This is a genomic window from Halomonas sp. DP4Y7-1, from assembly GCF_019800705.1.
Classification (GTDB): Bacteria; Pseudomonadota; Gammaproteobacteria; order Pseudomonadales; family Halomonadaceae; genus Halomonas; species Halomonas litopenaei_A.
Window position 1 is genome coordinate 219154 of record NZ_JAHVKS010000007.1, and the last position, 20355, is coordinate 239508.

A 20355-nucleotide genomic window follows, 5' to 3' on the forward strand; every position below is an offset into this window, starting at 1 on the left:
CAGGGAGACAATCATGAAGCTTTGGGGACGCAGCAATTCGGTCAACGTGAAGAAGCCCATGTGGTGTGCCGCCGAGCTCGGTATCACGCTCGAACGGATCGACGTGGGAGGGCCTTTCGGAGGGCTGGATACGCCGGACTATCTGGCCAAGAATCCAAACGGGCTGATTCCCTGCCTTGAAGACGGCGACCTCGTCCTGTGGGAATCCAATGCCATCGTGCGCTACCTGGCGGATGCCTACGGTAACGCTCAGCTGAACACGGCGACCCCCGCCGAGCGCGGTCGCTCGGGCATGTGGATGGACTGGGCCCTGGCCAGCCTGGCGGGGCCCTATCGTGACCTCATCATGAATCTGGTGCGGGGAACGCCCGAGACCTGCGATGATGCCGCGATCGAGCGCGGGCTGTCGGGGTTCGAAAAAGCACTGCGCCTGGCGGACGGGGTGCTGGCCAAGCAACCCTGGCTATCGGGTGATGCCTTTGGCCTGGCCGATATTCCGTTGGGGGCCTATGTCTATCTGTGGTTTGAGCTGGACATCGAACGCCCCACGCTTCCCCACCTGGAGGCCTGGTACGGCAAGCTGACCCAGCGCAGCGCCTACCGCGAACATGTGATGCTGCCGATCAGCTGATGCCAAGGGCGCCTATCGCGTCCGAACGTCGGCACCACCATCGGGATACCCGGTGGTGGTGCCGACGTCGCCTGCTGAGGGAGTGGCTGACCTGCCGAGGGGCCGACGTGCCCCGCTGACCCCGGAGCGACGCCGGAACGTCACCTACCCCCATATCCCGAGAGTCCGATGTCTGAGTCTTCTGTGATCGACAGTGCCCCGCGCCCCTTTGTCGAGCCACGTCCGAGAATACAGCGCCGTCAGCGCAATGAATCCCTCTACCGTCAGGGCCTGGACGCCGGCCTGTCCGAGCTGCAGGCACGCCTGCTGGCTGGCCGCCTGGTGGACTACGAAGGTGAGCTCGAGCCCCTGGTCGATCCCAGTCTGCGCTACCTGGTTCACCCTGAACGCCTGGCCGATGCTCCGCGTGCCGCCGAGCGCATCGCCAGGGCGGTGGCCGAAGGGGAGCATATCGGTATTCTTACCGACTACGATGTCGACGGCATCACGTCCCACGTGGTGATCCGGCGCACCTTGAACGAGCTGTTTGGCGTACCGGCATCACGACTGCACAGCCTGATTGGTCACCGCATTCATGATGGGTATGGCATCAGCCTGCCGCTGGTGGAGCGCACCCTGCGGCTCAGTCCCCGCCCAAGCCTGGTGATCACCGCCGATTGCGGCAGTAGTGATGAAGCGCGTATTGCGCGGCTGAAGCAGGCCGGCATTGACGTGGTGGTGAGCGACCACCACGCATTGCCCGTGGAGGGTCCGCCGCCGTCGGCCTATGCCACGGTCAACCCGACCCGACAGGACTGTGACTATCCCGATGCCACCATCGCCGGCTGCATGGTGGCGTGGCTGTTGATGTCGCTGACGCGCCAGACATTGATCGAGCAGGCGGTGCTGTCACCGTCGACGCCCAAGCTGTCGCCCTGGCTGTCCTATGTGGCCTTGGGCACGGTGGCCGATTGTGTCTCCCTGGGCGCAAGCGCCATCAATCGTGCCGTGGTTCGTCACGGTCTGGCCGTGATCAATCGCATGGGCGAGCCGTGCTGGCGAGTGATGGCCGAGCGGCTGGGAGCGGATAGCGTGCCCTTCGATGCCGAGACTCTAGGCTTCCAGATGGGGCCCCGCATCAACGCACGCTCGCGCCTGGATGATCCTTACGCCGCGTTGCATTTCATGTTGGCCAGCGATGACAGCGTGGCGCGGCGCCATCTTGAGACGCTGGATGCCGACAACCAGTCACGCAAGGCCATCGAGGCGGAGATGGTGGCTGATGCCAAGGCACTGGCCAGAGTGGCGCTGGAGGCCGATGACCCGATGATCATCGTGCATCTGGAGGAGGGGCATCCTGGCGTTCAGGGGATTGTCGCATCGCGCCTGGTGCAGGCCTATGGTCGTCCCACGCTGGTGCTCACTCCTGCGGCAGAAGCCGGTATGCTGACAGGTTCCGGGCGTTCAGTAGACGCCTTGCATCTGCGTGATGCGCTGCAACGTGCCCATCAGCTTGCCCCCGATGCTCTGGTCCGTTTTGGCGGCCATCGCGGTGCGGCTGGGGTCGGTGTGGTGCAGTCGCGTCTCGACGCTTTCCGAGGTGCGATGCTGACCGCGGTACGCGAACAGTTGGGCGAGCGGGAATTGGTACCCTGTATCGACACCGACGGGGAGCTCTCTGAACAGCAGTTACGTCTCGAGACCCTGGTCGAGATCGAGGGGCTCGGTCCCTTCGGTCGCGAGTTCGAGGCCCCCCTGTTCGAGGGACGCTTTGTGGTGGAGCGGCTCAAGCCGGTAGGGGATGGCAGTCACCTGTCACTCGAACTGTCGTGTCAGGGCCTGACGCTGAAAGCCATCTGGTTTCGCTGTCTGACCCCCGGCCAACTGCCCGACTTTGATGTGGGGTCGACGTTGCACTGTGCCTACAAGCTCAATCGCAATCGCTACCGTGGGCGCGAAACCCTGCAGCTGATGGTCGAACACGCAGACCCCGTCGATTGATACCTTCCAAGCACAGGCCAGCGTCGAGCCCTGAACCGCGCCAGCTAAGTGAAACGGCTGTGATTGAGGTGGAACGGCCGTGATTGAGGTGGAACGGTCGTTCCCTGAGGGACAGTGACGGGACAGTGACGGGACAGTGACGGGACAGTGAGGGGCTCGCCCCCTGTGCCCAACGATGTCGCCGTCAGTAATGGGGCCAGACTCCCGGGGTCGCCAGTTCCAGCAGATGGCCATCCGGGTCTCGGAAGTAGAGGCTTTCTCCGCCACGCGACCAGCGCGTTCGGCCTTCGATCTCGACACCATGGGCATGGAGTCGGGACTCCCATGCCGCCAACTCTGCGTGGCGAATGGCAAAGGCCATATGGACCCAGCCGCGACCGTCGTGGGGCGGAATGGTGCCCCCGTTGTCCGGCAGTACGACGGTTTCCAGGGTTCCCCCTTCCAGAAACAGCAACAGTACCGAGGGCCCCACCTGATAGGCGGTAAAGCGATGGTCTGCGGTAAAGGGGGACAGGCCCAGTGCCGACTCGAAGAACTGTCGTGCCTTGGCCATGTCGGCCACATACAGCGCCGTTTCCAGCACTCGATCGAGGGTGGGGCCCGTGGGCGATTCCGCTTGGCTCATGGTCTTGCCTCCTTTTCCCGTCTTCACGCCTGTATGGCCCAGCGATGTGGTCCTTACGCTGGGAGTGCTCTTTCAGGATAGCCAGAACCACCAGATGATCAGCGCGATGAGCCCCAGCCCCGCCAATGTCACGATGATACTCATGAAGAGACTCCTGACGCTGTAGAAGAGTCAGCGTCTGCCGAGGGCTGCGTCACAGCACCCTGCAGCCGTTTAAGACGCAGTCGGTTGGCGTTGGCGACCACGGTGATGGAGGAAGCGGACATTGCCGCGCCGGCGATCATCGGTGACAGCAGGGTGCCTGTCAGCGGATACAGCAGACCTGCAGCGATGGGGATACACAGGACGTTGTAGCCGAGGGCGCCCCACAGGTTCTGGCGAATGTTGCTCAAGGTTGCCTGGCTGATCTCGATGGCCGCTGCGATCCCGTGGAGAGAAGGCCGCATCAGCGTGATGCCGGCGCTTTCAATGGCCACGTCGGTGCCCTGGCCCATGGCAAAGCCCACGTTGGCGCGGGCCAGCGCTGGCGCGTCGTTGATGCCGTCACCTGCCATGCCGACGATCTCCCCTTGGGCCTGGCGTCGTTCGATGTCGGCATGCTTGTCACTGGGCGACAGCTCCGCATGGACCTCGTCGATGCCGACGGCTTCGCCGATGGCTGTTGCGGTGGCGGCGTTGTCGCCGGTCAGCATGACCACCTTGATGCCATCGGCCTGGAGGCGAGCGATGGCGTCTCGGCTGTCCTGGCGCAGCGGATCCTCGATCGCGAAGGCTGCTGTCAGTTGATCGTCTAGCGCAGCATAGACCAGGGTGCGTGCCTGCTGTTGCCAGTCAGGTAGCGTGTCAACAACGGCGTGCAGATCGACGCCTTGTGCCTCCATCAATGCCCCGTTACCGATCGCCAGCGTAGGTCCTTGCGCTGTTCGGGCCTTGACCCCCTGACCGGTGATGCTCTCGAAGTCGTCGACGGAGACGTCGCCGTGGTGGGCGGAGGCGGCTTGCTGCTCGGCGAAACGCGCCAGCGCTTCCCCCACCGGGTGTTCGGACCGGCTCTCGACCTCCGCGACGAGTGCCAGCAGCGATGAGCGTTCGAGCCCACGCGAATCGAACCAGTGCACGTCGGTCACTCTGGGACGTCCCTCGGTCAGTGTACCGGTCTTGTCGACCACCAGGGTGGTCAGCGTACTGGCCGTCTGCAGCGCCTCGCCCGAGCGGATCAGTACGCCGTGGTCGGCCGCCTTGCCTACCCCGATCATGGTCGACAGCGGCGTGGCCAGCCCAAGGGCGCAGGGACAGGCGATGATCAGCACCGTGGTGGCAGTGACCAGCATGTGAATCACCGCTGGCTCGGGGCCCAGGTGGTACCAGGCCAGGGCGGTCAACACCGCGATAATCATGACGCTGGGCACGAAGACCGCAGATACCCGGTCCGCGAGATTGCCGATGGGCGGCTTCGACCCCTGGGCCGTCGTCACCTGTTCGGTGATCCGCCCCAGCCGCGTGTCCGCGCCAATGCGGGTGGCGCGGAATACCAGTGAGCCGCGTCCGTTGACGGTGCCGGCGCTGACCTCGTCCCCTGGCCCGCGGGCGACGGGGGCGGGCTCCCCTGACAGCATCGATTCGTCGATGTAGCTGCTGCCTTCGGTCACCTGGCCGTCCACCGGCAGGCGTTCGCCGGGTCGTACCCGGATCAGGTCGCCCTCGGTGACGTCGTCGATGGCGACTTCTTGATCACCATGCTGGGTCACCAGGCGGGCGGTTTGACTCTGCAGATCGAGCAACCGATGCAGCGCCTCGGAGGTATGCCCCTGGGCGCGCAGCTCCAGCGCCTTGCCCAGCAGCACCAGACCGATGACCATGGCGGACGCCTCGAAATAGAGGCCTCGGGCGGCCTCGGGTAGCCAGGGCGCTGCCAGCACCACCACCATGGAATACAGCCAGGCGGTACCGGTGCCCAGGGCAATCAGGGTGTCCATATTGGCCTGATGATGACGCAGGGCTTTCCAGGCGCCACGGAAGAACTGGCGCCCCGGGCCGATCAGCACTGCCAGGGTCGCCAGACCGACCAGTCCCCAGCCAAGACGCGCCACGCCGGTTGGGGCCGGGTGATGGATCAGCATCATGATCATCAGGGGGACGGCGAGCCCCAGGGAGGCGACGCTGCCCTTGAGCATGCGCCGGTAGTCCCGTTGGTTGCGCTGTGCTCGCTGCTTTTCCGCCTCGCGCAGATCGACAATGGGCGTGGCGCCATATCCCACCGACTCGACCGCTTGCACCAGTGCCTGGGGATCGACGCTGCCCCGCACCCGTGCCGTATGAGAGGCAAAGTTGACGTCTGCCTGTTCGACACCGGGGGTATGCGCCAGAGCCTTTTGAACGCTAGCGACACAGCCTGCGCAGGTCATTCCGTGAATGGCCAGGCGAGAGGCCTTGCTCGCACCAGCGTCCGAGGACGCCGCCTGAGAAGAGGCGGATGGCTCGGGCGCGACTGTTGACGTTTCGCCATGGGATGACGCGGAGGCCTCTGACGGGTTCGTCTCTGTGCTTTTTGTCTCCTTGCTGCCGGTCTCTGTGCTACCGGTCTCGGTGCTTTCTGACTCTGCCCCGGTGGATGCGGTCGGCATTGGCTGTGCGGGATAACCGGCCTCGTCCAGTCGCTGCAGGATGTCGTCGAGCGGCAGCCGGGAGGTCACCGTCAGTATCGCACTGGCAGGGTCGCCGGAGACCTCGGCCCCCTCATCGCCTGCCACGACGGCGCGACGCATGCGTCCGACGCAGCCCTGGCACGACATGCCGCTGACCTGAAGCTGTCTGGTCTCTGCACGGTTTCCCGCGGGATCCCTGCTGGCTGCGCTGTCCATGTCAGTGGAGCGGCTGTCACAGGAAGAAGGGCGGCTGGGGAGTGTCATGGCGCCTCCTGCCGATGGGCCAGGGAAGGATAGGAAGAGCCCCCTGTTGCCGGGGCGTCTGCGGGGACGCTCTCGATCAGTCGACACAGGCTATGGCCATTGGGCATGCCGTCCGGCATGTCCTGCCAGCTGGTCATGGCGTCTTCCATGCGCTGAGCCAGCGCTTCCAGTTCCGCAATACGCTGGCGTATCTTCGGCAGCCGCTCCGCCAACAGGTCGCGGACCAGTGGGCAGGGAGAGTCACCCTGGTCTGCATGAACCAGGATCTGGCGGATGTCGGCCAGGCTGAAGCCCAGGGTGCGGGCGCGCTGAATAAAGCTCAGGCGTTCACGATCCTGCTCCGAGTAGCGGTGATAGCCGTTCGCTGGGTCCTTGCTCGGGGACAGCAAGCCCTCTCGGGTGTAGTGACGAACGGTCTCGGACGTGACCCCTACGGATGTGGCCAGTTCACTGACTTTCATCTTGTCTCCTTGGGCGGGGTGGCGCGGGACAGGGAGCGATGTGGTGCAATGTCAGTGTAAAACCTTTGTGTTACCCAATGGTCAAGGGGATATTTTGTATGCCGTAAACAACAAAGCATGAAGTCCTAAGTCACTGAATTGACGTTAACAGCAAAATTCGTTGGACCAAAGTATGAGCAAATTAGCTATTAAAACGAACGTTTGGCCTTGAACTCTCGCCCGCCTTCGCAAACACTGCGATCAAGCCCGCTAACAAAGGCGGTGCCAGCCGATAATAAATGCGCCGACACGCTTGCTGATATTAAGGACGTCGAGATGATCTATAACAAAGTCAAGCCGTTGACCCTGGCGGTTGCCGTGGCCGCCTCCGCTCTTTCTGGTCAAGCCATGGCCGGTGCCTTCCAGCTGAATGAGCAAGGTGTCAGCGGGCAGGGCACTTCCAATGCGGGCCGCGCCTCTACCGTCAATGATGCCAGCATCGTGTTCGGCAACCCCGCCGGCATGTCGTTTCTTGATCGCGCTCAGGTCACCGCCGGTGCCGCCTTCCTGACCGTAGATACCGATATCAAGAATGCCGATGGCAGCGCGACGGGTTCCAACGAAGGCGATATGGTGCCCAACAGTGTGATTCCGTTCGGTTTCTACGTGCAGCCGATCAATGACAACCTGCACTTCGGTCTCGGCGTGTATGCGCCCTTCGGTTTGATCACCGACTACGAAGGTCAATTCCAGGGCCGCTTCTTTGGCGATCGCAGCAAGGTCGAGGTGGTGACCGTCCAGCCGACCATCTCGGTCAAGTTCAGCGAACAGTTCTCGGCGGGCTTCGGTCTGACCTATAACCAGATCGACGGCGAGCTGACCGCCAATACCCAGGGTGGCCCCGTAGGCCTGTTCGACGCCGCAACCGGTGCGCCTCTGGGCGGCAATGGTATCGCGGGTGAAGGCGATGTCGACATTGAGGGTGATGACAACGCCTGGGGCTATACCCTGGGCGCCATGTACAAGCCCTGGGAACACACCACCTTCGGCTTCGCCTATCACTCCGAAGTGGAGTATGACCTGGAGGGCAAGGCGCGCTTTACCAACGTCCGTGGTGCGCAGGCCGGCCCCTTCCCTGGCACAATCGCGGCAGGTACGCGGACCCAGGCTGCGGACGCCGCCCTGTCCATTACCCTGCCTGCCGTCTGGGATTTCTCGGCCACTCACCAGATCAACGACCGATGGACGGTGATGGCCGGTGCCGCCATGACCAACTGGAGCGAGTTTGACGAGCTGCGCGTCGAGAATGATGTGCGTGAAATCGTCGAGGCCCAGAACTACGAGGACAGCTGGCAGTACTCCGTGGGTACCACCTACCAGCTGAATCCCCAGTGGGTCCTGCGTACCGGCCTGGCCTACGACGAGACACCGATCAAGGACGAATATCGCAGCGTGCGGGTGCCGTCCGATGATCGCATCATCTTCTCACTCGGTGCCGGCTGGACGCCGATGCCGGATCTGACCGTGGACGTGGCCTACAGCTACATTCATGAGTCCGACGCGGAACTGTCCCAGGAAGAGGAAAACCGCGGCACCTACGAGGCGGACTTCGAGAACACCGCCCAGGCCTTTGGTGCCCAGGTCACCTACCGCTTCTGATCCGTTTGGTCGCAAGACCACGGTCACTGACACTGACACTGGCCCCACAGCGCCCCTCCCTGGAGGGGCGCTGTCGTTGGTAGGTAGCTAAGGAACCACGGTAGAAACGGCTGCGCGGACGATTCGCTACGTTGCGCGATGCTCTCATTCTTCACCTGTATCACATAGGCGCCATGGACTGTGCTGCGGGCGCCTGGTCTCTCATTGCGCTCAGCGCTTTCCCGAGGGTTCGCATTGCCGCTTGGCGCAACCGTCAACGTGGCGCTGTGGACGAGGGCGATAGCCATCTGCGGCGATGGGTACGAGCGGCATGGTTGCGGAAAATAGAACATGCCGTTGTGACGAAAGCATGGCCAAAAGGCCGCTTAACGCTGTTTGGACGGCATCGACCTCTCTAGAATTGAGAACTAATAACGTTCAATACGAATTGACGATACTGGTGTTCTCCATGCTTTCACGATCTTTGCTCCCTTGGGTGGTTGTTCCTCTTAGTGGCGCTGCCCCGCTGGTGGTCCACGCTCAGGATGACATCAATCTCGACGATATCGTCGTCACTGCCGCGGGTTACGAGCAGACCGTCAGCAATGCCCCAGCTTCCGTCAGTGTTGTCACTCGCGAGTCCTTGGAGAGGCGTGCGTATCGTGACATCACCGATGCTCTCCAGGATGTTCCAGGGGTTGTCGTCACGGGAGGTGGCGACGGTGAAGATATCAGCTTGCGGGGTATGCCCCCCCAATACACGCTGTGGTTGGTGGATGGCCGCCGCCAAACCTCTCGGGAATCCCAGCCCAGTGGTGGTGGCGGCTTTCAGAAGGACTGGCTGCCGCCGCTAAGCGCCATCGAGCGTATCGAGGTCATCCGGGGGCCCATGTCGACTCTGTACGGCTCCGACGCGATAGGAGGTGTGATCAACGTCATCACCCGCAAGGTCAGTGATGAATGGGTCACCAGCGTGCGCAGCGAAGCGACAATTCAGGAAGACAGCGATTCCGGCAACGAATTCAACAACCAGCTATATGTGTCGGGACCTTTGATCAACGATGTGCTCGGTGTGCAGCTTAGTGGCCAATACCAGCATCGTCAGGAAGACAAGATCGAGCGGGGCTATGCCAAGCGCGAGTTCGACAATCTGGCGGCTCGCCTCTCCTGGCAGGCAAGCGACGAGCACGCCTTTTCCTTTGATGCCAGTCGGCGCAAGCAGGAGCGCACCAGCCGGGCGGGGTTTTCATTGCCAGAGCGATCAAGCGACAGCGAAACCGAGAACCGGCACAAGACGCTAGCGCTCTCCCACCAGGGCAAGTGGGGCGCCTTGACCTCCGATTCTTACCTCCAGCGGGAAGAGACCGACAACGTTGGGCGCGATATCGAGATCCGCAACACCGTAGCCGATTCGCGCTGGGTGCTGCCGTTGGCTGATCACTTCGTCACCTTTGGCGCTACCTGGGAAGACGAAAGGCTTCAGGATACGACGACCAATGCGCTCTCCGATACCGACGAGATCACCGTCTATCAGTACGCGTTGTTTGTCGAGGATGAGTGGTTTCTGACGGACCGCGTTGCCCTCACCGCAGGTCTTCGCATGGATGATCACGAGTTCTTCGGCGACCACTACAGCCCCCGTCTTTATGGTGTTTGGGACTTTGCCGACGAATGGACGATGAAAGGTGGCATGTCCACTGGTTTTCGTGCGCCTAACCTGCGTGAGCTGTCAGGGGAGTGGGTCCAGGAGAGTCGTGGGGGCGATATTTACGGCAACCCGGATCTGGATGCGGAAGAGTCTCGCAGCTACGAGATGGGGCTGGTCCATGATGGCGCCGGAGGCCTGCAGGCCAGCCTGACCCTGTTCTACAACGACTTCGATGACAAGATTGCCACCGTGGGCTGCGGGGGCCGTGACTGCGGCGATGCGGCGACGGGGGATCCGGATGCTCGCACCAACGTCAACATTGATGACGCTATTACCCAGGGAGTGGAAGCTAGTCTCACCATGCCAGTAGGGCAGCGAGTTCAGGCCCTGGCGTCATACACCTACACCGACTCCGAGCAGAAGAGCGGTGACAACGAGGGACAGCCTCTGACCCAGGTGCCGCGCCACCTGTTCACAACCACGCTGAACTGGCAGGCCAGTGACAGCTTAGCGCCCTGGCTGCGCTTTACCTTCCGTGGTGAGGAAAGCCAGCCGGTCAACTTGTCGAGTAACAGCAGTACCTCCATTCGTGCCCCATCCTATGCCACCTGGGACACCGGCCTGGGATGGCAGGCGACGCCTCGGCTAGAGCTATTGGCAGGCATCTACAACCTGACTGACAGGGATATCGACTACGACAATTTCGGCCATGTTGATGATGGACGACGCTATTGGGTTGGGCTGGAGATGGAATTCTGAGCACGTGATGACCGGCCTCTATCGAATCGATACCGCCCTGATTTTGTTTAAGGAACTGAAAATGAAGCACCTATCCAATCCGACTCGGCGAAACGTGGCACGGCAGGCGATCACGCTGGGTCTAGGTCTGCCGGTGGCGCTGATCAGCCTGTCAGCAGTGGCGGACGTTGCTGACAGCGAAGCGCCCGATATCCTGGCTCAGGCGATCGCCGAACGGGGCCTGGCTGCCGGTCAGGCGTTTCCGGGGTTGGCTAGCCTGTGTGACCTGTCCACTCGTCTCAAGGTGGCAGGGCAGCGTCCCAAGGGCAGTGGCGCCGAGCACGAGCATCGTGAGTCCCATCGGGAAAACCGGCGCGGCCCGGCAGAACCAATGCCGACCCGGGTGTTTGATAACCTCTACTATGTCGGTACTCCGGGCGTCGCGAGCTGGGCGGTCACCACCAGTGAGGGCATCATTCTGATCGATGCCCTGAACAACAATGAGGAAGCCGAGAGTTTTATCGAGCAAGGGCTCGTCGATCTCGGGCTTGATCCTGGCGACATCACTACCCTGATCGTGACCCATGCCCATGGTGATCACTATGGTGGTCAGCAATATCTGGTCGACGCCTACGGTGCTCAGGTAGTGATGAGCGATGCTGACTGGACAGCGCTGGAGCAACCGGAGCTGGCGATCGATAACCCGCGCTGGGGCGAGCCTCCGGTCCGTGATGTCACCGTGGCCGATGGCGAAGCGATCACCCTGGGTGATACCTCTATCGACGCCTACGTTACCCCTGGTCATACGCCGGGCACACTGTCGCTGGTCATTCCACTCAAGGATGGTGAGTCGACCCACCACGCCGTGCTCTGGGGAGGCACCGGTTTCAATTTCGGGCCGGATGAAGCTCGCCTGCGTGAGTACTCAGCCTCAGCCGCGCGGATGAAGGCGATCGCCGCAGAACATGACGTCGATGTCTTTCTCTCCAACCATCCCACCCGGGACAACTCTCTTCAGCGTATCGAGGCCTTGAAGCAGCGTGAGGAAGGCGCTCCACACCCCTTCGTCAGCGACCAGTCGCTGGGTGCCCTGGACCTGCTGATGAGTTGCTCGCTGGCCCAGGCCGAGCGCGTCTACGCAGGTGAGCACCCGGCAGAGTAAGGACACCAAGCGAGCAATAGCGAAGGCGGCGACCGCTGCCATCGCACACCAGGCGCTGTCTAGGCAGAGCCTGGTGTCATGCTGGCGACCCTTCGTTACGCCACCTGGTCGAGCATGGCGGCGGCCAGCAGGCGCTTGGTGTACTCGGTCTTGGGGGCAGCAAACAAGTCCTCGGCGCTGCCCTGTTCCACCACCTGGCCGTCCTTCATCACCAGCACGGTGTCGGCCAGCGCCCGCACCACGGCCAGGTCGTGGCTGATAAACAGATAGGTCAGCCCATGCTTTTGCTGCAGCTCGCGCAGCAGGTCGATGACGGTGACCTGCACCGAGCGATCCAGCGCCGAGGTAGGCTCATCCAGCAGCAGGAATTCTGGCTTGAGGACCAGTGCCCGAGCGATGGCGATGCGCTGGCGCTGGCCGCCGGAAAACTCGTGGGGGTAGCGGTTGCGCATGGCAGGGTCCAGCGAGACTTCCTTCAGGCTGGCCATCACCTGGGCGTCGCGCTCTGCCCGGGACAGGTGCGGGGCATGGACCTTGAGCCCCTCGCCGATAATGTCGCCCACGGTCAGGCGTGGCGACAGCGAGCCGTAGGGATCCTGGAACACCACCTGCAGCTTCGAGCGGATCGGCCGCATGGCGGTCTTGTCGAGCACGTCGAGTCGGGTGTCGTGGAAGCGTATCTCGCCCTGACTCTTGAGTAGCCTGAGCAGGGCGCGTCCCAGGGTCGACTTGCCCGAGCCGGATTCACCGACGATGCCCACCGTCTGGCCCCGACGGATAGTGACATCGATGCCGCGCACCGCCTCGAAATACTCGCTGGCCCCGAACAGGCGCTTCTTGAGGGCGAAGCGCACGCGCATATCCTTGGCTTCCAGCACCATGGGCTCGCTGTCAGGCACCATGGCCTTGCGTCCTCGCGGCTCGGCGTCGATCAGCATGCGCGTGTAGTCATGGTGTGGGGTGGCGAAGACCTCGGCGGTGACGCCCTGTTCCACCAGCTCGCCGTGGCGCATCACGCAGACCCGGTCGGCGAAGTGCTTGACGATTGTCAGGTCGTGGGTGATGAACAGGATCGCCATGCCATAACGGCGCTGGAGGTCCTTGAGCAGATCCAGAATCTGCGCCTGAACGGTCACGTCCAGCGCCGTGGTGGGCTCATCGGCGATCAGCAGCTCCGGCTTGCCGGCCAGCGCCATGGCGATCATCACCCGCTGGCGCTGGCCGCCGGACAGCTCATGGGGATAGCTCGCGATGCGCCGCTCGGGCTCGGGAATACCGACCTGGTCGAGCAGGTCAATGGCCTTGGCGGTGGCCGCCTTGCCTTTCACGTTCTGGTGGCGGTCGAGCACTTCCTTGATCTGGTCGCCGATGCGGTGCAGCGGATTGAGCGAGGTCATCGGCTCCTGGAAGATCATGGCGATGTTGCCACCGCGAATCCGGCGCATGCGCTTGGGCGTGGCGCTCAGCAGTTCCTCGCCCTTGAAGCGAATCACCCCCTCGGCCCGGGCCAGCTCCGGCAACAGGCGCATGGCGGCGGTGGAGGTCACCGACTTGCCGGAGCCGGATTCCCCTACCAGCGCCAGGGTCTCGCCGGGGCTGATGGCAAAGCTCACGTCCTTGACCGCCTGGACGGTGCCGTGGGGCAGCTCGAAGCTGACGCTGAGTCCCTCGATCTCGAGCAGCGCCTCGCGGGCGGGACGACGGGTGGGCTTATGTTGTGTGTCGGTCATGGTCGCGTCTCCGTCGTCACTTAGCGGGTCTTGGGGTCCAGGGCGTCACGCAGGCCGTCGCCGAGGAAGTTCAGGCAGAACAGCGTCAGCGCCAGGAACACCGAGGGCACCAGCAGCATCCAGGGTGAGGTCTGCATCATGTCGGCCCCCTCGGAGATCAGCACGCCCCAGCTGGTCAGCGGCTCCTGCACGCCGAGGCCGAGAAACGACAGGAAGCTCTCCAGCAGGATGACCTTGGGTACCGTCAGGGTGACGTAGACGATCACCGGGCCGATGGCGTTCGGAATCAGGTGGCGGGTGACGATCTTGCCGTCCTTGACGCCCAGCGCGTGGGCCGCCTCGACAAATTCACGCTGCTTGAGCGCCAGGGTCTGGCCGCGCACGATGCGGGCCATGTCGAGCCACTCCACCGCGCCGATGGCGGCGTAGATCAGGAAGATGTTGCGGCCGAATACCACCATCAGCAGGATCACCAGGAACATGAAGGGCAGCGAGTACATGATGTCGACGAAGCGCATCATCAGGTTGTCCAGGCGACCGCCGACATAGCCGGAGATGGCGCCATACAGCACGCCGATGATCAGGCTGACGAAGGTCGCCACCAGCGCCACCGACAGCGATACCTGGCCCCCGTAGAGGGTTCGGGTCAGCAGGTCGCGGCCGTTGGCGTCGGTGCCGAGCCAGTGGCCACCCTCCAGGGTGGGTCCTACATCAAAGGCGTTCCAGTCAACGTCGGCCAGCCCCCAGGGGGTTAGCCAGGGGCCGATAAAGCAGGCCAGGGTCATGGCGCCCAATAGCCACAGGCTGACCATGGCGGCGCGGTTTTGAGTCAGGCGCCGCCAGGCATCGCGGCCAAGGCTGTCGCCGGCAGGGGCGCTGGGGGCGAGGGTATCGGTGGTCATGGCGTCGCCTCAGTCGTCGTAGCGGATTTGGGGGTCGAGGGCGGAATAGATCAGGTCGACGATCAGGTTCATCAGCACGATCAGCGCGCCGTAGAACACCACCGTGCCCATCACCAGGGTGTAGTCCCGGTTGAGCGCGCCTTGGACGAAGTAACGCCCGATCCCGGGGATGCCGAAGATCTGTTCGATCACTACCGAGCCGGTGATGATGCCGGCGATGGCCGGACCCAGGTAGGAGGTAACCGGCAGCAGCGCCGGACGCAGCGCGTGGCGCCAGACCACCTCGGCCTCGGTCAGGCCCTTGGCCCGGGCGGTGCGAATATAGTGACTGCCCATCACCTCGATCATGCTGGCGCGCATCATGCGGGCGATGTAGGCGATCTGCTGGATCGACAGGGCGATCACCGGCAGGATCAGATTGGGCAGGGCGCCGTCGTTCCAGCCACCGGCAGGCAGCCAGCCCAGCATGACCCCGAAGACCAGCGCCAGCACCGGGGCGACCACGAAATTGGGCACCGCTATCCCGGCCAGGGCCGTGCCCATTACCGCGTAGTCCACGGCGGTATTGCGTTTCAGCGCGGCAATGATGCCCAACGGCAGCCCGATCGCCAGCGCCAGCAGCATCGCCAGACCGCCGATCTGAAGGCTGACCGGAAAGCCCTGCATGATCAGCTCGGTGACGGTGAAGTCCTTGTACTTGAACGAGGGGCCGAAGTCGCCCTGGGCCAGGTTACCCAGATAGCGGAAGTACTGCTGCCACAGCGGCTCGTCCAGGTGGTAGGCGGCCATCAGGTTGGCCTCGATCTCTGGTGGCAGCGCGCGTTCGCCGTCGAAGGGGCCGCCGGGAGCGATGCGCATCAGAAAGAAGGCGATGGTGATGACGATCAGCATCGTCGGAATGGCCTGAGCCAGGCGCTTGAGGGTATAGCTCAGCATGGTGCCGTTCCTCGCTTGCGGCGGCGGGCGGGGCGTTCGCGGCCGCGCCCAATGGGTTCATGGATCGGGGCTGGGCGAGGGTGTCCCAGCGGTAGGGTGGGGCCGGGCTTGCTCATTTTGCGGCTGCCTCGTCCACGGACACGTAGCGCAGCGGATGCACATCGAGCGTCGTGGGCTGCCAGCCCTCGACGTCCGGCGAGACCAGATTGACGACCACGTAGTCGTAGATCGGCAGCATCACGTCGGCGTCCAGCAGACGCTGCTCGGCCTCGGTCATCAGCGTGGCGCGTCGGTCCACGTCGAGCTCATGGGTGCTGGCCTCGACCAGGGCGTCGTACTCGGGATCCGCGTAGCCGGTGCTGGTAGCCGCCGAGCCGCCCGCCGCGTAGGCGTTGAGGAAGTCGTAGGGGTCGTTGACCGTGGCCACCAAACCGTGGCGCGCGATCTCGAAGTTGCCCTGCTTGAGGCCGGCGAAGTGCACCGCCGCCTCGCGATTGACCAGTTCGATCTCCACACCCAGTGGGCGCCACATGGCGGCGATGGCCACGGCGATCTTCTTGTGGTCTTCCAGAGTGTTGTAGGAAAGCTCCAGTTCAAGCGGTCGATCGGGCCCGTAGCCGGCCTGATCCAGCAGCTCGCTGGCACGAGCCCGCCGGCTGTCCATGTCCTGGTCATGGAAGTCGAGGCTTGCCGAGGTGGGCGAGGCGATGGTGCGCGGCACGAACCAGTAGGACGGCGTCTGGCCCATGCCCAGCAGGCGTTCGGTGATCACCTCGCGGTCGAGCGCCAGATTCAGTGCCTCGCGCACCCGCTTATCGCTCAGCGGCGTGCCGTCGCGCAGGTTGAGCATATAGAAGTAGCTGCCGATCAGCGGACCCACCCGCAGCGATTCGCTCAGGTTCTCCTGGGCCCAGTCGAACCGCGCGGAAGGCACCGCGCCGTAGGCGATGTCGAGTTCGCCCGAGCGAAAACGATTCATCAGCGCCGAGGTGTCCTCGATGGCGTGGAAGTCGACACCGTCGAGGGCCACCTCATCGGCGGCGTAGTAGTGGGGGTTGCGGCTGACCTCGACCTTGTCCTGGGGCTTCCAGTCGGCCAGCACGAAGGGGCCGCTGGCCACCAGGGTGCCTGGCCGGGTCCAGTCCTCGACGCCGCTGGTAAGCAGGTGACGGGGCAGGGGGGCGGCCTCGGTCATCGCCATGGCCTGAAGAAAATAGGCGGTGGGCTCGGACAGCCGGATTTCCAGGGTGTGGGTGCCCAGCGCGCTGACGCCGAGGCTCTCCGGCTCGGCCTCCCCGGTGTTGATCGCTCGGGCGTTGACGATGGGGTAGTAGAGGTTGGCGTTGTGATTGGCGGTGGTCGGCGTCACCAGACGTTGCAGCGCGAAGACGGCATCGTCGGCGGTGATCGGCTCGCCGTCGGACCAGTGAGCCTGGCGCAGTGTGAAGGTGTAGACCAGGCCGTCGTCGGACAGCGTCCAGGATTCGGCCAGGCCCGGCTCCAGTGAGCCGTCGGGGCCGTAATTGATCAGCCGATCAAACAGCTCCCGGGTGATCCGGCTCTCCCAGTTGCCGTTGACCTTCTGCGGATCCAGGGTGCTGGGCTCGGCACCGTTGCCTACCTGCAGCGTGGCGGCTTGAGCGCCAAGCGCCAGCGACGCCGAGGCCAACAGCAGCGTTGCGCGGGTACTGGCCAGAACGGCCGAGGGCAAGACACCACGAAGCGCGGGAGGGAACATGGGCATTTCCTTGATCAGGATGAGAGGGCGAAAGGAACGCCAGCCAGCGGCGACATGGGCCCGAGGGCATGCCTCGGGCTCATTGAAGGCCAACGGTGACACGCTGTCCTCGTCTATTCCTCGAAGGAAACCCAGCGTGAGGGGTGGTCGTCCTCGATGTTGTCTTCCCAACCACTGATCGCCGGGTTCACCAGGTTGCGTGAGACGTAGTACAGCATCGGGATCAGCGCGTCGTCTTCCATGGCCAGGGCCTCGGCACGTTCCAGGATGGCCTTGCGCTCGTCTAGGTCGAGGGTCGTGGCCGCCTCGTCGTACAGGGTATCGAACGCCTCGTTGGCATAGGCCCCGTAGTTGTTGCCGACGCCGGAGCGCAGCAGCGCGAGGAAGTTCTCGGCGTCGTTGTAGTCGGCAATCCAGCCAGCCCGGGCCACGTCGAAGTCGCCCTCGGCGATGGTCTGGTAGTGCACCGTGGCCTCGGCGTTGACCAGCTCAACCTCGACCCCCAGCGGTCGCCACATGGAGGACACTGCTACCGCGATCTTCTTGTGCTCGTCAGTGGTGTTGTAGCGCAGGCGCAGCGTCAGCGGGTTGCCCTGGTCGTAGCCGGCGTCTTCGAGAAGTTCCTTGGCGCGGGCCATGCGGGCGTTCAAATCGCCGGTGATGTCGTTGCCCTCGGCGTCGTCGAAGGCTGCGTTCTGGACCTGGTAGTGATCGATGCCATCGGGCACGAAGGACAGTGATTTCTGGAAGGTACCGCCCATGATGTTGTCGGCGATGACGTCGCGGCGTACGGCAATGTTGAGCGCCTCGCGTACCCTGGGGTCGGCGGTGGGATGGCCGTCGCGATGGTTGAACACGTAGTAGTAGCTGCCCAGGTAGGTGGCCATGTGGGTGGCCTCGGGGATCTCTTCCTTCAACAGCGGATACATGCTCGAGGAATACTCGCGCATGATGTCCAGCTCGCCTGCGCGAAAGCGCGAGACGCCGGCGTTGCGATCCTCGATGGTGTGGTAGCGCACGCCGTCCAGCGCCACCTGATCGGCCTCGTAGTACTCGGGGTTCTTGACCGTGGTGATGCGTGACTGGGAGATCCACTCGGTAGGGGTGAAGGCGCCATTGGTGACGATGTGCTCGAGATCCACGTACTCCTTGCCGTACTGCTCGAAGGTGTGCTGCGGCTGTGGGTAGGCGGTGTAGTGGGTCAACAGCTGCAGGAAGTAGGGCGTGGACTGGTTCAGCTGGACGACCAGGGTGCGGCCATCGTCGCGGCTTTCCACGCCAAGCTCTTCCAGTGCAAGCTCGCCGGTGTTGACCTCCCGGGCATTGACCAGCGGATACAGCATGTAGGCGTACTTGGAGGCGTTGGCTGGGTCCAGCAGGTGGCGCCAGCCGAACACGAAGTCCTCGGCGGTGACCGGTTCGCCGTCGGACCAGCGGGCATCCTCGCGCAGGCTGAAGGTCCAGGTCTTGCCGTCCTCGGAGACCTGCCAGTCGCTGGCCATGCCGGGCAAGACCTTACCTTCCGGAGACTTTTTGACCAGGCCCTCGTAGACGTCCATCAGGATCTGGGATTCCCAGATACCGCCCGAGATCTGGGAGGTGTCGAAGGAGGCGAGTTCGCCGGTGACGCCCAGGTCGAGGGTCTCGGCCATGGCCGGTGCGGCGATGACGGCAGCCAGTGTGGACAGGGTCAGGCCAGAGGCCAGCCCTAGCTGGCGCACCCAGCGAGGACGGATCGCGATCATGTCAGTTCCTTGTTGATGTTGGCATTGTTGTGGCGGGCAGGGCCGTTGGTAGCGCCTGCGGCTAGCCTGAGAAGGTCGCACAAGGTGTACGACATCGGCTAAGCCCGCTTAGTCGCTAATGACCATCGCGCTGAGTCGCTGGTGCTGTCCAGACGAAAATTTTCATAGCGTCTTGCGTTTCGTCGATAGCCCAGCGCGAGCCCTTTTGCCATGAGGGGTGGCCGCCCTGGTCAGGATGACGGGGTTAGACGTTTTGGCTACAATGCTCCCCCTTTATCGCGTTGCCCCTGGCGACGTTCGACCAAAGCCCATTTCACGTGCCCTGGCCGCCCTGTGGCGAGGGACAACACAAGGCGAGCACCATGTTGGAAACCAATCCGATTCACAACCAGATCAAGGACCTGTCTGAGCGGACAGATGTTCTTAGGGGGTATCTTTGACTATGCCGAAAAGAAAGATCGGCTAGAAGAAGTGACCCGCGAGCTTGAGGATCCGGCGGTCTGGAACGACCCGGACTACGCTCAGAAGCTCGGGAAGGAGCGCGCCTCGCTGGAACTGGTGGTCGCCACCATCGACGAGCTGGACCAGGGGCTCGGCGACAGCCGTGACCTGCTGGAACTGGCCGAGATGGAAGACGACGAAGCGACCGTGGCGGAAGTCGAGAAGGAGCTTGATTCGCTTCAGGCCAATCTCGAGAAGCTTGAGTTTCGTCGCATGTTCTCCGGTGAGATGGATGAGAACAGCGCGTACCTGGACATTCAGGCAGGCTCTGGCGGCACCGAGGCTCAGGATTGGGCCAACATGCTGTTGCGTATGTATCTGCGCTGGGCCGAGGCCCACGGTTTCAAGGCGGAGATCACTGAGCTGTCTGCCGGTGAAGTGGCGGGCATCAAGTCGGCTACGGTGCATATTCAGGGCGAGTACGCCTTCGGCTGGCTGCGCACCGAGACCGGCGTACACCGCCTGGTGCGCAAGAGTCCGTTTGACTCTGGCGGTCGCCGCCACACCTCGTTTGCGTCGGTGTTTCTGTCGCCTGAAATCGACGACAGCTTCGAGATCGAGATCAATCCGGCGGACCTTCGCGTCGACACCTATCGCTCCAGTGGCGCCGGTGGTCAGCACGTCAACACCACCGACTCAGCGGTGCGCATCACCCATGAGCCGTCCGGCGTGGTGGTGTCCTGCCAGAGCCAGCGTAGCCAGCACGCCAACCGCGACTTCGCCATGAAGCAGTTGAAGGCGAAGCTGTGGGAGCTGGAGATGCAGAAGCGCAACGCCGCCAAGCAGGAAGCGGAAGACTCCAAGGCCGACATCGGCTGGGGCAGCCAGATTCGCTCCTATGTGCTGGATGACCAGCGCATCAAGGATCTGCGTACCGGCGTGCAGTCCAGCAACTGTGACAAGGTGCTCGACGGCGACCTCGACCAGTACATCGTCGCCAGCCTCAAGCAGGGGCTCTAGGCGACCGTCGACGCCGCCACCCAGCCCCAGGCGCTCGTGCTTGGGGCCTTTCGCCACCATCATTCATGGGTC

Annotated in this window: 14 protein-coding genes; 6 read left to right on the top strand and 8 right to left on the bottom strand. The window is 63.3% G+C overall.

Annotated features, from left to right (window positions below; all coding sequences use genetic code 11):
- Positions 1-13: 13 nt before the first annotated feature.
- Positions 14-631, top strand: coding sequence for a glutathione S-transferase family protein (locus tag KUV72_RS14595; protein ID WP_222238891.1), 618 nt, complete (start codon positions 14-16; stop codon positions 629-631).
- Between the two features lie 168 nt (positions 632-799).
- The gene (recJ, locus tag KUV72_RS14600; RefSeq protein ID WP_222238892.1) at positions 800-2611 is read left to right on the top strand and encodes a single-stranded-DNA-specific exonuclease RecJ; all 1812 of its coding nucleotides are present in this window, start codon (positions 800-802) and stop codon (positions 2609-2611) included.
- 184 nt (positions 2612-2795) lie between these two features.
- On the opposite strand, the gene KUV72_RS14605 is transcribed toward recJ, so the two are convergent.
- The 3 genes from KUV72_RS14605 to KUV72_RS14615 all read right to left on the bottom strand — a co-directional run bounded on the left by KUV72_RS14605 (position 2796) and on the right by KUV72_RS14615 (position 6606).
- Positions 2796-3236, bottom strand: a complete 441-nt coding sequence (locus KUV72_RS14605; protein ID WP_206940423.1) for a VOC family protein — start codon at positions 3234-3236, stop codon at positions 2796-2798.
- 140 nt (positions 3237-3376) lie between these two features.
- Positions 3377-6028 carry a heavy metal translocating P-type ATPase gene (locus KUV72_RS14610; RefSeq protein WP_222238925.1) on the bottom strand — a complete coding sequence of 884 codons (2652 nt, stop codon included), beginning with the start codon at positions 6026-6028 and terminating at the stop codon, positions 3377-3379.
- A 113-nt stretch (positions 6029-6141) separates the two neighbouring features.
- A complete protein-coding gene (locus KUV72_RS14615) occupies positions 6142-6606 on the bottom strand; it encodes a MerR family transcriptional regulator (protein WP_222238893.1) in 465 nt (154 codons plus the stop codon).
- 315 nt (positions 6607-6921) lie between these two features.
- Between KUV72_RS14615 and KUV72_RS14620 the strand changes: the two genes are divergently transcribed.
- The 3 genes from KUV72_RS14620 (at position 6922) to KUV72_RS14630 (ending at position 11771) form a co-directional block, all read left to right on the top strand.
- Positions 6922-8244: an OmpP1/FadL family transporter gene (locus tag KUV72_RS14620; protein ID WP_206940419.1), complete on the top strand. Its 1323-nt coding sequence runs from the start codon at positions 6922-6924 to the stop codon at positions 8242-8244.
- Positions 8245-8692: 448 nt separating this feature from the next.
- Positions 8693-10630 carry a TonB-dependent receptor domain-containing protein gene (locus KUV72_RS14625; protein ID WP_222238894.1) on the top strand — a complete coding sequence of 646 codons (1938 nt, stop codon included), beginning with the start codon at positions 8693-8695 and terminating at the stop codon, positions 10628-10630.
- Between the two features lie 61 nt (positions 10631-10691).
- Positions 10692-11771, top strand: coding sequence for an MBL fold metallo-hydrolase (locus KUV72_RS14630; protein ID WP_222238895.1), 1080 nt, complete (start codon positions 10692-10694; stop codon positions 11769-11771).
- Between the two features lie 95 nt (positions 11772-11866).
- On the opposite strand, the gene KUV72_RS14635 is transcribed toward KUV72_RS14630, so the two are convergent.
- From KUV72_RS14635 to KUV72_RS14655, 5 genes are all read right to left on the bottom strand, one after another.
- Positions 11867-13501, bottom strand: a complete 1635-nt coding sequence (locus tag KUV72_RS14635) for an ABC transporter ATP-binding protein (RefSeq protein ID WP_222238896.1) — start codon at positions 13499-13501, stop codon at positions 11867-11869.
- 20 nt (positions 13502-13521) lie between these two features.
- On the bottom strand, positions 13522-14403 hold the full coding sequence (locus KUV72_RS14640) for an ABC transporter permease (protein ID WP_206940411.1): 882 nt from the start codon (positions 14401-14403) through the stop codon (positions 13522-13524).
- 9 nt (positions 14404-14412) lie between these two features.
- The gene (gene oppB / locus KUV72_RS14645) at positions 14413-15339 is read right to left on the bottom strand and encodes an oligopeptide ABC transporter permease OppB (RefSeq protein WP_222164021.1); all 927 of its coding nucleotides are present in this window, start codon (positions 15337-15339) and stop codon (positions 14413-14415) included.
- Positions 15340-15451: 112 nt separating this feature from the next.
- On the bottom strand, positions 15452-17077 hold the full coding sequence (locus KUV72_RS14650; RefSeq protein WP_222238897.1) for a peptide ABC transporter substrate-binding protein: 1626 nt from the start codon (positions 17075-17077) through the stop codon (positions 15452-15454).
- 113 nt (positions 17078-17190) lie between these two features.
- Positions 17191-18822: a peptide ABC transporter substrate-binding protein gene (locus KUV72_RS14655; RefSeq protein WP_222238898.1), complete on the bottom strand. Its 1632-nt coding sequence runs from the start codon at positions 18820-18822 to the stop codon at positions 17191-17193.
- 362 nt (positions 18823-19184) lie between these two features.
- Here KUV72_RS14655 and prfB point away from each other — a divergent pair.
- Positions 19185-20283 (top strand): peptide chain release factor 2 gene (gene prfB / locus KUV72_RS14660; RefSeq protein ID WP_347401316.1). Its coding sequence is split into 2 segments (ribosomal slippage): positions 19185-19259 and positions 19261-20283, totalling 1098 coding nucleotides; the frame shifts between segments, so codons are not numbered across the junction.
- The last annotated feature ends 72 nt before the right edge of the window (positions 20284-20355 follow it).

What these genes read in the sequence shown, in the direction of transcription:
- KUV72_RS14610 (WP_222238925.1), bottom strand. Translation starts at nt 6,028, where the DNA reads ATGTCGTGCCAGGGCTGCGTCGGACGCATGCGTCGCGCCGTCGTGGCA.
- KUV72_RS14620 (WP_206940419.1), top strand. Translation starts at nt 6,922, where the DNA reads ATGATCTATAACAAAGTCAAGCCGTTGACCCTGGCGGTTGCCGTGGCC.
- KUV72_RS14630 (WP_222238895.1), top strand. Translation starts at nt 10,692, where the DNA reads ATGAAGCACCTATCCAATCCGACTCGGCGAAACGTGGCACGGCAGGCG.
- KUV72_RS14625 (WP_222238894.1), top strand. Translation starts at nt 8,693, where the DNA reads ATGCTTTCACGATCTTTGCTCCCTTGGGTGGTTGTTCCTCTTAGTGGC.
- KUV72_RS14650 (WP_222238897.1), bottom strand. Translation starts at nt 17,077, where the DNA reads ATGTTCCCTCCCGCGCTTCGTGGTGTCTTGCCCTCGGCCGTTCTGGCC.
- oppB (WP_222164021.1), bottom strand. Translation starts at nt 15,339, where the DNA reads ATGCTGAGCTATACCCTCAAGCGCCTGGCTCAGGCCATTCCGACGATG.
- KUV72_RS14615 (WP_222238893.1), bottom strand. Translation starts at nt 6,606, where the DNA reads ATGAAAGTCAGTGAACTGGCCACATCCGTAGGGGTCACGTCCGAGACC.
- KUV72_RS14635 (WP_222238896.1), bottom strand. Translation starts at nt 13,501, where the DNA reads ATGACCGACACACAACATAAGCCCACCCGTCGTCCCGCCCGCGAGGCG.
- KUV72_RS14595 (WP_222238891.1), top strand. Translation starts at nt 14, where the DNA reads ATGAAGCTTTGGGGACGCAGCAATTCGGTCAACGTGAAGAAGCCCATG.
- recJ (WP_222238892.1), top strand. Translation starts at nt 800, where the DNA reads ATGTCTGAGTCTTCTGTGATCGACAGTGCCCCGCGCCCCTTTGTCGAG.
- KUV72_RS14605 (WP_206940423.1), bottom strand. Translation starts at nt 3,236, where the DNA reads ATGAGCCAAGCGGAATCGCCCACGGGCCCCACCCTCGATCGAGTGCTG.
- KUV72_RS14655 (WP_222238898.1), bottom strand. Translation starts at nt 18,822, where the DNA reads ATGATCGCGATCCGTCCTCGCTGGGTGCGCCAGCTAGGGCTGGCCTCT.
- KUV72_RS14640 (WP_206940411.1), bottom strand. Translation starts at nt 14,403, where the DNA reads ATGACCACCGATACCCTCGCCCCCAGCGCCCCTGCCGGCGACAGCCTT.